General features: G+C 63.7%; 7 protein-coding genes. 1 reads left to right on the forward strand and 6 read right to left on the reverse strand.

Translation table 11 applies throughout. The features are described 5' to 3' along the window. Positions 1–372 precede the first annotated feature (372 nt). The 3 genes from GXP39_00915 to GXP39_00925 all read right to left on the reverse strand — a co-directional run bounded on the left by GXP39_00915 (position 373) and on the right by GXP39_00925 (position 3,415). On the reverse strand, positions 373–1,152 hold the full coding sequence (locus tag GXP39_00915) for an energy-coupling factor transporter transmembrane protein EcfT (protein NOZ26599.1): 780 nt from the start codon (positions 1,150–1,152) through the stop codon (positions 373–375). Next, positions 1,142–2,788: an ATP-binding cassette domain-containing protein gene (locus GXP39_00920; GenBank protein NOZ26600.1), complete on the reverse strand. Its 1,647-nt coding sequence runs from the start codon at positions 2,786–2,788 to the stop codon at positions 1,142–1,144. The genes GXP39_00915 and GXP39_00920 overlap by 11 nt, the downstream gene beginning before the upstream one ends. Positions 2,789–2,881: 93 nt before the next feature. Beyond that, positions 2,882–3,415, reverse strand: a complete 534-nt coding sequence (locus tag GXP39_00925; GenBank protein NOZ26601.1) for an ECF transporter S component — start codon at positions 3,413–3,415, stop codon at positions 2,882–2,884. A 193-nt stretch (positions 3,416–3,608) separates the two neighbouring features. Between GXP39_00925 and GXP39_00930 the strand changes: the two genes are divergently transcribed. Beyond that, complete coding sequence (locus GXP39_00930) at positions 3,609–4,628, forward strand: hydrogenase expression/formation protein (protein NOZ26602.1); 1,020 nt, start codon at positions 3,609–3,611, stop codon at positions 4,626–4,628. A gap of 255 nt (positions 4,629–4,883) precedes the next feature. On the opposite strand, the gene GXP39_00935 is transcribed toward GXP39_00930, so the two are convergent. From GXP39_00935 to GXP39_00945, 3 genes are all read right to left on the reverse strand, one after another. Beyond that, the gene (locus GXP39_00935) at positions 4,884–5,612 is read right to left on the reverse strand and encodes a hypothetical protein (protein ID NOZ26603.1); all 729 of its coding nucleotides are present in this window, start codon (positions 5,610–5,612) and stop codon (positions 4,884–4,886) included. A gap of 10 nt (positions 5,613–5,622) precedes the next feature. Continuing rightward, on the reverse strand, positions 5,623–10,755 hold the full coding sequence (locus tag GXP39_00940) for a CSLREA domain-containing protein (protein ID NOZ26604.1): 5,133 nt from the start codon (positions 10,753–10,755) through the stop codon (positions 5,623–5,625). An 87-nt stretch (positions 10,756–10,842) separates the two neighbouring features. Beyond that, positions 10,843–13,731 carry a hypothetical protein gene (locus GXP39_00945; protein ID NOZ26605.1) on the reverse strand — a complete coding sequence of 963 codons (2,889 nt, stop codon included), beginning with the start codon at positions 13,729–13,731 and terminating at the stop codon, positions 10,843–10,845. Between the last annotated feature and the right edge of the window lie 11 nt (positions 13,732–13,742).

Below are 13,742 nucleotides of genomic sequence, written 5' to 3' on the forward strand. Positions count from 1 at the left end.
CGGAAGTCGAATCGAGGGGGCCTGCTCTCTCCCGAGCAGGCTCTCTTTGTTGCGGGGGGATTGACGGGATATTCGTGTAGTCAGTGAGTTATTCACAAAGGCCTGGCGAAGTAGGGGGGGCTTAGGGGAGGTATGGAGGGGACCTCTTCTGAAGGATCCAGACCGAGGCCAGGCTGGTCGCAGGCGCATGAGCCGCCCCTGCCCGGGGGCCATTTCTTGCTGATGAAACGCTATATATGGTGGATCATCCTCGTTGAATATCCATATATGCCGTTTTCATCGATGTCGTGATGCCTATTCGTGTAGTGAGCACGCTATCCCCCGGAGACGACGAGAGGGAAAAACAGGAAACCCACACCCCCCACAGCCGGCTCAACCTCGCCAGCGAATGAACAGGCTTCCCGCCAACAGCATGAGGAGGAGGGCCGTGACCAGGCAATCAAGCCAGTTGAAGCGCAGCCGGCGGAATTGCGTCCGTTGTATCCCCGGCGCCCCCAGTCCCCTGGCCTCCAGGCTCCAGGCCAGGCTCTGGCTGGTACGGAGGGCGCTGATGATGACGGCCACCAGGATGGGCTGGTGCGCTCGGAGGCGACGCCAGAGAGACCCGGTGTCCAGGTCCAGGCCGCGCGCTCGTTGTGCGTCAACGACCTGACGATAAAGCTCGGCGATGGTGGGGAGGTACCGCAGCGCCAGGGATAGCGTGAGGCTCCAGGTGTACGGGAGGCCCAGCGCGGCCATCCCTCGCACCATGGTGGCCTGGTCAGTGGTGAACAACCACAGGAACATGACGAAGGCCAGCGCGTCCAGGCGGAGGGCGACCGTGATCCCCTGCAGCAGCGCCCCCCAGGTCAATCGAAGGGGGCCGAGCGCCATGAGGGCCGGCCCCGGCCCGGGCTGGAAGATCCACCACAACGCCGGGATCAACAAGGTGAGCGGCAACATGAGTCGCCAGACGCTCCGCACACGCCGCATGGGCACCCCGGCGCTCAGGATCAAAGCGTGTGCCAGAACCAGGGCGGCGATGGCTGTGAGTAGGTGGGTGAACAGGAAGAGCAAGATGATGGCCTCGGCCACCAGCAGGAGCTTGACCCGGGGATCCAGCCGATGAAGAAAACTATCCCCCGATATGTACAGATCGTAGTCACCGCTCATGGTGAGGCCCTCCCGCCCACGCTCGAAGGAATTCGTCCACGGTGAGCACGGGCGATACCTCAGGCGGGGCGTTCAGCGCATAGGCCAGCCGGGTGACGGGGGGCGAGTATAAGCTGGCCGCCTCCAGTACATCCGGCCGGGAGAACAGCTCCCTGGGGGTGCCGTCGAAGATCATCTGCCCGTCCACCAGGACGATGCTGCGTTGAGCCCGCTCCGCCACGATGGTCATCTCGTGGGTGATCAGCACAACGGTGGTCCCCCGGTCGTTGAGTTCATCGAGAAAATCCAGCAGCTCGTTCGCTGTGGCCCAGTCCAATCCCCCCGTGGGTTCGTCCAGGATAAGCACGTCCGGGCGGGCGGCCGCAATCGCCGCGATGGCCACCTTGCGCCGCAGGCCATATCCCAGCACGGCGGGGGGGACGTCGGCCAGCGACTCCAGGTGAAAGCGCCCCAACATCTCGTCCACGGCTTTCTGGACATCCTGAGCGGGCCATCCCATATTCTGCGGGCCGAAGGCGATCTCCTCCCGTACGGTGGAGGCGAAGATCTGATGATCGGGATTCTGGAAGGCATATCCGACGATGTGGGCAAGCCTGGGAACGGGGGTAACCTGGGTGTCGTGTCCCCGCACCTGCACGCGTCCCTCCGTAGGGCGGAGCAGTCCCATGATCAGGCGAGCCAGCGTGGACTTTCCCGCCCCGTTGGGCCCGACCAGGGCAATGTACTCGCCAGCGTGAAAGCGCAGGGAGACGTCCACTAATGCCCTCACGCCGTTGGGATACGCAAAGCTCAACCGCTCGATGGTCACGATGGGGCGAGGGGACGGCGCGGCAGGGGAGCTGGACGAAGGATGGGAACCCCGTGAGCGCCACCGTGCGGGGGAGAGGATTCGGGCCGCCTCCGGCACGGTGAGCGGCAGGCGATGTGCATTGGGAGAGGCCGGGCGGAGAGCGCTCACCAGTCGGGCGATCTGAGGGGCGCCTACGCCCCATTCGCATAGCGTGCGAACCCCATGCGAAGGCCACTCGTTCACGTCCCACGAGGTTATCTGCCCCTCCCGAAGCACGGCCAGCCGGCTGGCCCCCCGGGCGATCCATTCGATATCCTGAGTGGCCATGATCGTCGTGGTGTGCAGGGTATGACGGAGGCGGTCGAGGGTTTGGAAGACCTCCGCTTTCCCTCGGGGGTCCAGGTGGGCGGTAGGCTCGTCCAGCACCAACATGGCGGGGCGGGGGGCCAGGGCGGCTGCGATCGCAATGCGCTGCATCTGTCCCCCGGAGAGCTGCCGTGGGGATCGACGGCGAAATCCCTCCATGCCGACCAGCGAGAGTGCCCAATCGATGCGGCGGTCGATCTCGTCCGAAGGAACGCCCAGGTTCTCCAGTCCGAAGGCGATCTCGTCCTCCACGGTGAGCTGGAACAGCTGGCTCTCCGGATCCTGGAAGACCATGCCCACATCACGGGCAAAGGAGGCGGGGGGAAAGCGCCGCGTGTCCCTTCCCCTGACCAGGACGCGACCTCGGATGACCCCGCCGGTCGCCTGAGGGACCAGCCCGTTGAAGGACAGGCACAGCGTGGTTTTGCCGGCGCCCGTGCGTCCCAGGAGGGCGATGAATTCCCCCTGGCCCGCGCGCAAACTGACCCCCCGGAGCACGCGCTCCGGGGGGTCCTCGTCCCGCAACGGGGGATACGCAAAGTGTAGATCCTCAACGGTCAGGATGTCCAGCGATCACTCCTCCCGCCAGGCTTGCCGGCTCAGCATGTGGATAAGCGGCGGGTAGGCCCTTCGCACGGCCAGCACCAAAGGGATGCCCACCACGGCCCCAACCAGGTTCTGGAAGGCATTGAACGGCAGCTCCCACAGGGCGGGCCCCCATCCGGTCAGCACCAGACCTTCGCCCAGTAGATACAGTCCGCACATGACCACCGCACCCGCCAGCCAGGCCACCACCATCCCCGTGAATTGACGATCTCGCCCCAGCCATCCGGCCACGAACCCCTCCAGCCCGTGGGCGAAGAAGGTCAACAGGGCGAATTGGGCGTACCCGCCTATCAGATCGGCCAGCGCCGTTCCCACGCCTCCGGCAATGAGCCCAACCCAAGGGCCGAAGGCGAAGGCGGTGAAGTAGATGGCCACATCGGACAGGTTGACGTAGCCATTGGTGGCGGGGACGGGGACGCGCACGGCCAGGGTGAACACGGTCGTCACCGCGGTCATGACGGCAATCACCGCAATCGCCAGCGGGTTCAGCTGCCGTCCCATGCTCCACCTCCTCGGGTCGGATTTTCTCTATTCTATCCCATACCAAGTGATGCGCAAGTGCCAAACGCCGCCAAATGGAGTGATCCAATTCGCCCTACTCATAGGGCCGGAGGCCTGATCTTGCGTGTTTTTGACGCGAGCGAGGGGGATCATCTATACTGCGGCCACCAATCCGAGCAGCCGGGAGGTGGTCATGCAGGAGTCAACTACGTTGCCCGCGGGAAAGCTGCCGGCAGATCTGCTGGAGAGGCTGCTGCGCCGGTACGGAGGCCGAGACCCCCGGCTCGTGGTCGGGCCCCGGGCGGGCGAGGATGCGGCCGTCATCGACTTCGGCGATCGCTATTTGCTGGCAAAGACGGACCCGATCACCTTTGCAACGGATGAGATCGGCTGGTATGCCGTGAACGTCAACGCGAACGATATCGCCGCCATGGGGGGGCGACCGAAGTGGTTTCTGGCGACGATGCTGTTGCCAGAGGGACAGGCGACCCCGCAGATGGCGGATACCCTCTTTGGACAGATCCATGCCGCGTGCGCGGAGTTGGGCGTCACGCTGGCGGGCGGACACACGGAGATCACGTATGGGCTGGATCGCCCCATCATCGCGGGCGTGATGCTGGGGGAGGTGGATCCGGAGCGGATGGTGACGACGGCCGGAGCCCGGCCAGGCGACGCGATCGTGCTGGTGAAGGGGGTCCCCATTGAAGGCGCTTCCCTGATCGCCCGCGAGAAACGCCAGGTGCTGCGGGATCGCGGCTATGAGGACGCCTGGCTGGATCGCGTCGCTGGGTTCCTGTACGACCCTGGGATCAGCGTGGTGGCCCCGGCGCTGCGGGCCCGCGAGGTCGCCGACGTGCACGCGATGCATGATCCCACCGAGGGAGGGCTGATCACCGGGCTTTGGGAGATCGCCCGGGCGGCTGATGTGGGCCTGGAGGTGTCCAGGGATGCGATCCCGATCCTGCCGGAGGGGCAGCGGCTCTGCGAGGAGTTTGGCCTGGATCCGCTGGGCACCATCGCCTCCGGCAGCCTGTTGGTGGTCCTCCCGGCGGATGAGGTCTCCGCCCTCCAGGCCGTCCTGGAACGAGAGGGGTTTCCCGTTGCTGTGATCGGCCGCGTGCTGGCCAAGAGGGAAGGGGTCTGGCTAAGGGACAGCGACGCGCGCCTCCCCTTGCCCCGGTTCGCCGTTGATGAGATCACCAAGCTGTTCTAAGAATGTGTCTGAGAAACACACCACGAAGTATATCGAGTAGGGGCGACGCATGCGTCGCCCCATTGGTATCAATCTCTGGGGTGGCTCGGAGGGGCTGCAGCCCCTCCGAAGAAATCTATTTTCAGCCCCTCACCTGCTCCGTGGGGCCGGAGGCCACCGGCCAAAGCCCCAACCAGGCAGGGAAAAGGCGAGAACAAGAGTTTTCCTGCGGAGGGGAAGCCCCTCCGCACCTCCTCTTATCCTGAGAGAGCCCCGTTATTGCGCCTCCTCCATCCACGCGTCCTCCGGGAGGTTGTGCCCCGCGATCAGGAGAATGGTCAGCGCCAGTAACCAGGTCGACTCCTCCTCTGAGAGCGATCCGGCCGGGAACACGGCCGGGCTATGCCCCCATTTCCGCCGCTCCTGAAAGCTGGCCAGGCGGCCGATCTCCCGGCCGTGTAGGGTCACCGTGTGAGGCCGCCCCAGCTTCTCCCTAAGGGCTGCCTGGGCTCCCGCGACGAACAGGATGGGCGGCCCTCCCACCCGGGGGGCGCTTCCCACGGCCTCGCCCGTCGAGTCAAGCAGCGTCCCATCCGGCAGGATCGTCCCCCACAACTCCCCATCGATGTGGATCGTCGTGCGCTCCGGCGTGATATCGAAGGAGAAGGTATGCTCCGTCGTGCGAGCCTCCAGGGTCCCGCGCGTCGTCTCACGCCCCCCACGTATGTTGAACGTAAAGGCGATCCATGCGGGCCCTTTGGGATCATGCACGCTATGGATCATGCCCTGGCCGCGCACCCGTCGAGGGAGCTTCACCCAACGGGCTTCCCACTTGGCGGACAGATCCTCCAGGCTCTCCGGCGGCCAGGGGCGAAGGTGCGTCACGGCCCGGCGCCACCGGCGAATCAGCCATAGGACCAAGGCGACAAGTCCTGCCATTCCCAGGCCAACCAGGCAGATGGAGGCCAGGCAGATGATCGCCCAGTTTGGAGACGTGGAATCCATCGTTCCCCCCTTATTCCTGGCTTATGGCGGGCATGAAGATCTGCACAGGAGGCCACTCGCCGACGGTGATGGTCACAGAGGCGCTGCCGGTCAAGCCATCGCTATCGATGGCGGTCAGGGTGATCGTGTGATAGCCTGGAGGCAGATCGGAGACCTCCAGGCTCGAACCGGAGCCCAGGTCGCCGCTGATGTCGGAGTGCCAGCGCAGCTGTGCATCCGCCTCGATCGGTCCATCCTCAATGTCCGTCCCATAACCCTTCAGATAGATCGGCGAACCCACGGGGAAGAAGGTCCCGGCCGTGGGGACGAGGATGCCCGCCAGGGGCGGCTTCCTCGGCACGGAGAAAACCCCATCGCTCTCATCGGCGGCGGTGTTCACCCCGTCGCTCGCCAGCACGCGCACCTTGGCCTGGTCGGAGCCGCCGATCTCTGATGTATCGACCGTATAGCTCGTCTCGGTCAGGTTCACGGCCATGGTGTGCCACGTCCCTCCGCCGTCGATGCTATATTGCAAAGTGTAGACGAGCGGGTCGCCGTCGGGATCGTTGCCATGCCAGCGTATTGTTATCGATCCGTCGAGCGCCTCGCCGCCGTTGGGATAGTCCATCGTGACCGTGGGCGGATTGGGGCTGACCTGGCGGGTGTCCAGGACCTTCTCACCGTGCAGAAGGACGATCGATCGCGTGCCGATTGGGAATGGCAGCACCTCTATCCAATAGCGCCGGGGCTCTGAGGTGTCGGAGTCGGCGATGTACTGCTGTGGCTCAAAGTAGCGCGTGAACAGGACGTTGCCCGTCGCATCCCGCAGCTCCAGGCGGTAGGCACCCTCCCCCGGGGCATCGGCCGTGCCTACCGGGCGTCCTTCCACATAGGCGAATCCTAACTCTCCTGTATCGGCCTCCACATCTACGAAGCCATTGATGAGCAGATAAGGTTGCTCCTGGTTGGTCCCCCGCGCAGCGCTGGACCCTGGGCGGATTACCAGCTTTTTGAAGATCGCCTGATACGTGTATGGGCTGACCCAACCTGGCCAACAGTATGACATAAGATCATAGGTGGACGCCGGGTCATACACGCGCGGGGTAAAGCTGAAGACGTCGAATCCGAATTCGCCAATGGAAGAGAGCGGATAGGGGACACCTTGCGGATTCTTGTAGTTCGGATAGTTGGTGTCCTCACCGCTTGGATCCTTGCAATGTGGGTCAATGACTTTTCCTTTCTTGTCTCGCGCGCTGGGGGCATGTGCTCGCCCAAAGTTGTGGCCCAGCTCGTGTGCCATGGCGCGGCCGTTAAACGCTACCCCGGCTGCCACCGGCACCCTGGTTGAGCCTATTCCCGCGACGGCCAGTTTAGGGATGTTCTTGTCCACCAGCCCGTACCAGTTACGACGCGTATTGACAGAGCGGATCCGCAGCCAGTTCAGCTTGTCCAGTAGCGCCTCCCATCCCGCCCGCCTCGTCAGGTCATGCTTGAAGGGGAGGACAGCGTAGCCCACCGGCCACCAGAGGCGAATCTGGGAAAGGGGGAAGGTCTTCTCCGTGTAGCGGGGCGTCTCGAACGCCGCCTGAAGGGGAGGTAGGTAGACGGTCGGTTTTTTCTGCCCCGCCGCCTGCGACTCATACCGTACGCGAACCATCACGATATCCAGTGGTCGCGTCTCCTGAAAGGTGACCGTCGCTTCACGCCGATTATTGGTCAGGTCGCGTTCCGGGACCAGCTCTCCCGGGTTCAGATCGAAGACGAAGTGCATCCGTCCCCTGCTCCACCTGGAAGGTAGCTCAAAGTAGAAGCTGTGGTCAAGCCTCCCTCGCTGAGGATTGGTCCGGACGGTGATCAGCCTGTGAGGATGCCTTGGCTCCAGCCGGGCGATGAGAACCTTCGTCCCATTGCTGGCCACGGCATACACTTTCAGAACCGCAAATACCCCGCTTACAGACCCGCCCAAGGGCGAATTCGCCCTGACGTGCGCGCGCACGTAAGTCGGTCTGTTCTGCACCAAGGGGACGCTGTTGTTCAGATCCTGGATAGCCTGTGTGACTTCCAACGCCTGTATCTCCAGGTCCGGCAAGAGGTCTCGGCTGAACTCGGAGGTGTTGCCCATGCCGTCCGTCGTCGTGAGCGTGAAGTATCTCCGTCTCCGTGCCACGGAGACGCTGTACTTGCCGGACGCGTCGGCCTGAACGCTCGTCAGGAACTCCTCGCCCTCATCGGCATCATCAACGAAGACCTCCACGGTGCATTTGCCACAGGTGCTGCCCTCTAAGGTATACTGGCCGCCGGCGGACGTCACCCGGGTGACGGAGGGAGGGCTTAAGCCTTGATTTCCGCCTGACAGGAGGCGAATACCCCGACCCTCGTTTTTGAAGATGCTGTTGTGGGAGATGGTATTGCGTATCGTATTGTGTCCTTCAATCCGGATGCCATCCCCCTTGTTGCCGGTGATCGTGTTCGCCATGCCCGACGAGGCCCCTCCGATCTGATTCATCTGGGCGCCGCCGGCGATGTATATACCGTGTGACCCGTTGGGAAGGGGGGCGGAGAAAGCTCCGATGCCTATGCGATTCCCCCACACCTTATTCCGATCCGTGCCGACGTCGGTAATGGCCACGCCAAGTCGATTGTTCCCCGCGATCACATTCCCCGCGTCGGTATCTCTTCCCCCGATCTCATTCTCCTGAGCGCCGCCGGCAATGATCACGCCGTTGAGGTGATTGGGTATGGCAACTCGTCCCGTGAAATCGGTACCGATGTAATTGCCCAGCACCCGATTGCGCACCGTCCCCGTTCCGTAAATGTGTACCCCGTTGTCCTGGTTGCCGCTGATGATATTGTTCTCGAACAGATCAGTGCTGCCGATGATATTATCATGGGCGCCCGTGGCGATGATCACGCCGGAGCCATCATTGGGGATGGCCATCTTCCCGGTGGCGTCGGTGCCGATGTAATTGCCAGTGACGGTGATGGCCGTGGAGGACTCCCAGATGAGGATCCCATGGCGACCGTTTCCGCTGATGACGTTGCCCTCCGTATGGAACCCGCCGATGCGATGTTCTCTGCCGCGGGATATCTCGATCCCATCGCCGCCGTTACCCAAGTCCACATTGCCGCGCGGGTTCACGCCGATGCGGTTGCCGCGCACGACGTTGTCTCGTCCCGATTCGATGCGTATCCCATCCCCCATGTTGCCGCTGATGACGTTGGCAGAGAGCGCGCCAGGGGAGCCGACGGTGGTGCGACGGACGTTATCGAGATACACGCCGTCTCCGTGGTTGGGCAACGCGGTGGTGCCGAGGCGGTTCAGGCCAATGATGTTCCCCAGGATATAGGTCCTCTCAACGCCCGGTCCTCTGAGCTCGACGCCATGACTCAGGTTGCCGCTGATCACGTTGCCCTCGCCATCGTTGGGGCCGCCGATGAAGTTGCTCCGAGCCTTCTGAGAGACGAGCACACCGATGCCGCCGTTGCCCAACGCCAGGTTGCCCTCTTTGTCGGTACCGATGACGTTCCCCCGCACGGAATTCTGGTCCGTGCCGGCGCCGGTGATCCATATGCCGCCGCTATCGTTGCCGCTGACTACGTTGCCGGGACCGATTTGATTCGCGTTGGCGCCGTCCTGGATGACGATCCCCCAACCGTGATTGGAGCGCCGCACCTCTCTGCCGGTGGGGTCCAGGCCGATGATGTTCCGCTCTATCCGGTTCACCATGCTACCCGACCCGGCGATGAGCAGGCCGTGCTGCCCGTTCCCGCCGATCACGTTCCCCCGGATCAGGTTGTGGCTGGCGTTCTCGCTCAGGACCACGCCGATGCCGTTACCGGCCGGATTGCCGAGGGGGTCCAACCCCACGGTATTGGTGAGCACCTGATTGCTGGCCCCCTGGATCCAGATGCCGTAATGCTCAAAGCCGGTGATGCTCAACCCCTGGATCACGACTTTGGTCCCCTCGACGATCAGGCCATCGCCGCCCGCGCCCAGGCGGGATCCGTCGATCTGGATCTCGGGGCCGGCCGGGTTGGGGTCGCTGCCGATGAATCCCGCCTGACTGAAGCCATCTATGAGGAGGCCGGGCGCGGTCAGAGCGGGCAGGGTCGAGGTGACCTGGATGGTCCAGTAGCCGCCGGCCGGGTAGTAGCCCGGGTCCGAAGTGGGAATTCGGAACGTGATGTGCTTGACGAAATAGCGATTGGCCGCCTGAATGGCTTCGCGTAGGGAACAGTGCTGAAGCGTGCAGGCGCCATCGTCGCGATCGTCCGTAGTGTTCACCTCCCAGCGCAGTACGAAGGTCCAGCGAAGGCGGTAGGAGGCCGGCAGGACGGCCGTCCCGGGGTTCGCCCGAACGCCCACTCGGTAGGTCCCCCCGACCTCGGCCGGGTAGATGATGGCCTCCGCGCGGGTCCCGGGCGCGTCGGAGAACGCCACCTCCTCGCCGTTGGGGTCGAAGAGGACGAGAACGAGATCGATCGGCAGATCCGAGGGGGATGATGCCGCCATCTCCGACACGCCGTCCACCTCGATCTGGAGGATCTGCCCGGGCGACACGTCGGGTAGCGCATAGTAATCCACGTCCTCCTCATGGCAGATGTAGCTATCGACGGGCGCGTCAGGCTCGATGGACCATGCCTCCTCCGGGACATCGTTCGGCTCGTAGGGATCAGGGCAGGGAGCCGGGGTAGCGACCGAGTCCACGCGTAGGGTGTATGGGTTGGGTTGCTCGTCCTCCGTTCCCCAGACCACCGCGTAATACGTGCCCGCCTGATCCGCCGTGTGGACGATCTGTTCCGTTGTGGTCCCCGGGTTGGTCGAGGTGATGAGCACGGTCTGATCGGGCCCGTAGAGATCAAGGTTGCTATCCCATTCCATGCCGTAAAGGCTGATCGTGATCTGCTGGCCCGTGGTCAGGGGAAAACGGAAGAAGTCGTTATCATCGGAATTGCATACGACGGCGTTGTATTCCACACCGAACTCCACCGGTGTGGCCTGGTCAAACCAGTTGTTGGGCTCGTAAGGATCGGTGCAGTCGGCGGGCAGGTGGGCCGTTGCCTCCCCATCTGGTGAGTCGCTTAGAACAACCGTACCGCCAAGGGCGAAGAGGACGAGGGGGAGGAGGAAGGCAACCAGCCATTGTGCGCGATGGAAGGACATGATCAGCTCCTTTCAGGACCCCCGTGGCATCCCGTGAGGGTCTCCCTCATCCGGCTAGTCCAACCGCGAGCGGCGCGTCGCATACGATCACCCGCAAAGCGAGAACACGAGATAGCCCGCCGGACACACGATGGCCTGATTCTCCTGCGTCGTGACGGCGATCCACTGGTCATCCGGGCTGAAGACGAGTCCCTGGAATGGGCCGCCCACGGGGAGAAGCTCAAGCCCTTGCTCCCCGCTGATGACCACATATGCCTCCGAGGAGCCAAGGGCGACCACGAGCTGCCCACCAGAAGAAAGCGCCAGCGTATGGATACTTTCCGGAGCGGGGATGCTGGCCGCGAGGGTTCCATCCACACGCCAGATGTGCAGCGCATAGCCCTCGTCGGTCGAGCCGTTGGTCAGGAACCCCCCGGGGTCGAGGAAGAGGAGCGTGTTCGGGTCGCCGGAGATCCCGGTTTTCACCGTGGCGACCGGTTCCCAGTCCTCTGTGCGCCAGATCTGTACCGTGCCCCCATAGGCGATAGCGACCAGATACGCGCCATCCGGCCCGAAGGCGACACCCTCGACGATGGGCGCGTGGACGCCTTCATACGGGAATCGGAGCTTCTGCACCACCGATCCGGTCTTCGCCTCGATCACCGGCACCAGGCTCCCCTGGGCCGCCGAGACGGCCAGCGCGATCAGCCGGCCATCGGGGCTGAAGGCCAGGCCCATGATGCCGCCGAAGCTATCGCGAAAGGTCGCCGTGGGGGCGGCGTCCCCCTTCAGCAGCGCCGCCGTCTCCCACACGGTTAGATGATCCTGGAGATCGGCGGTGTAAGCTGTGGCCAGCAACGTCCCATCGGGGCTAAAGGCGATCTTACTGGCCTGGATAGGTTGAACGGCGAGCTGCTCAAAGGTTCGCCCATCGTAGAGGGCCAGGCGTGACGTGCCGGACGAGCTATCCCAGAGGACCATCGCCACCCAGCGCCCCGCCGGGTCCCATGCCAGATCAAGGGGGCGCGTGCCTTCCGGGAGCGTAAGCGATGTGATCTCCTGCTCCACGGTCGATTCCGGCTGCGAGGTTGAGGAGAGATAGCGCCGGTCGTAGTACTCGCGGATCCTCTCCGGTGACCACCGGAGGCTTCGGAGCACTCGTAACACGGTCCCCTCGTGATAGCCCTCATTCCACAGGTCGGCTGGAGCCATCCAGAGGAAGTAGGCACGGATCCCTTGCTGCGGCTCCCAGAGTACCTCCAGGCCCTTACGTGTGCCGTCTTCGGAGGTAAACTCGGTGATGGTGACGGGGAGTCCCTGGGCATCCTCGCTCGTGTCCGTCTCGGCGGCCGGGCTCTCGCCGAAGGCTCGCTTTCGCAGCTCCTGAACGAACTGCTGGAAGATCTCCGCCAGGTCGGCGTCGGTGACGTCGGAATAGACGAACAGGAGCCCCTCGCCGGTCTGGTCGCTCTTAAACGCGTATCCGGTTGGCGGGTCGGTTAGCTCCTCCTCCTGGTCCAGCTGGGGGGGACGAGAGAAGGAGAAGAAACCCAAGGGCTCTTCATAAGGGGTCCACATGTTGAACTTTTTATGCACTCTGGGCGGGAACCAGGTGATTTCCAGTTCCTGCCACTGCTGCAGGCGTTGCTCCCAACGGTCCTTGGGCACGAGCCAGAAGCGGAGCAGGATGATGCCCCGATCTTCCTGGAGGCTGATCATCCCGCCGCGCTGCTCGGCCTCGGAGATCGCGTATGCGACGGCCACGCGCCCGCCCTCCGGGGCAGCTTGGGAGATGATCTCAGCATCGTCGCCGATCGTTGCGACGACCTCGGGGATGATCGCGTCCACCATCTCGCTCCAGGTGGCGTCATCCAGCGGCTGGCTGTCTACGGGGATGAACGAGATAGCCAGGGCCTCCGTATCCTCCGGGTTGCTGAAGATGTAGCCGTACTGGTTCTCGTCCGCGTTCTCCTCGACGACGCTGAGGTGCGCCGGATAGCGTATCGTGAACAGGCTGTTGGGGTCATAAGGATCGCCGAACTCGCTCCACCCCGAGGCTCCTTCGGGGGCAGGCGTGGGCGTGGGGGGCTCCACCTCCGCGCGCACGGTGAAGGTATAGGTCGCCACCTCCCGATCGTCGATGAGGAGCACCACCTTGTGTTCCCCTTCGGGCCATCCCTGCTCGGGCAGGTAGGAGAAGTAGAAGCCCGTGTCCTCGACGTTCTCCTGAGCTGTGATGGTGCGAGTGCCTGCCTCATCCAGTTGGCCGGACACATACCAGTGGGCTTCCAGCGTCGAGTGGAGTCCCAGGTCCACCCGGCCGACCACGAACACTTCCTCTGTAGGTGTGAAAGTGTCCGTGGGCTCGATCGGCTGGAAGTCCTCCGTCGCCCCCCGGGCCAGGACAGCCTGGCGCACCTGGGAGGGGATGGCCTCAGGCGGCGGGATGATGATGAACTCGTAGGATCCGGCCGGAGATCCGTTCAGGAGAATCTCCGCTCGGTAAAGATCGCTGATGGGGAATGGCTTCTCATGGGTGAGGGTGAAGCCCACGTTGGTGTTGCCCCCGATCACGAAGACCAGGCCCTGCTTCTTGCGCTCCTCGGCCAGATCCACGGTAGCCGATGCGATCTCCTGATCCTGATAGAGGAAACGGGCGGTCACCTGCCCTCCTTTGGGAGTGCCCTTCAGCTTGATGGAGAGGTAGATCGTCTCTTCCGGTGTAAACGTGTTGCCGGGATTGACGGGGGCGAATTCCTCCGTCAGGCCGTGGGCGAAGGTAGCCTCCAGGATCTTCAGAGCAGTCTGTTCCTCTGCGACGGGGGTGGGAGTGGGGACGATCTCCTCTTCCTCAGGCGCGGGCGTCTGCACGGCCGCCTCCCCGGCCGGAGCAGGCGTCGGCGTGGCCGGCTCCTCCTCACCGCCGCAGGCTGCCAACCCGAATGCAAGCGACAAGGCCAGGAACACGGTCAGAAGGTACATACGCATCTCTCGCATCTTTCTTTCCT

This window comes from Chloroflexota bacterium (assembly GCA_013152435.1).
Lineage (GTDB): Bacteria > Chloroflexota > Anaerolineae > DUEN01 > DUEN01 > DUEN01.

Coding starts and splice junctions, on each gene's coding strand:
- GXP39_00945 (NOZ26605.1), bottom strand. CDS start 13,731: ATGCGAGAGATGCGTATGTACCTTCTGACCGTGTTCCTGGCCTTGTCG.
- GXP39_00915 (NOZ26599.1), bottom strand. CDS start 1,152: ATGAGCGGTGACTACGATCTGTACATATCGGGGGATAGTTTTCTTCAT.
- GXP39_00935 (NOZ26603.1), bottom strand. CDS start 5,612: ATGGATTCCACGTCTCCAAACTGGGCGATCATCTGCCTGGCCTCCATC.
- GXP39_00930 (NOZ26602.1), top strand. CDS start 3,609: ATGCAGGAGTCAACTACGTTGCCCGCGGGAAAGCTGCCGGCAGATCTG.
- GXP39_00925 (NOZ26601.1), bottom strand. CDS start 3,415: ATGGGACGGCAGCTGAACCCGCTGGCGATTGCGGTGATTGCCGTCATG.
- GXP39_00940 (NOZ26604.1), bottom strand. CDS start 10,755: ATGTCCTTCCATCGCGCACAATGGCTGGTTGCCTTCCTCCTCCCCCTC.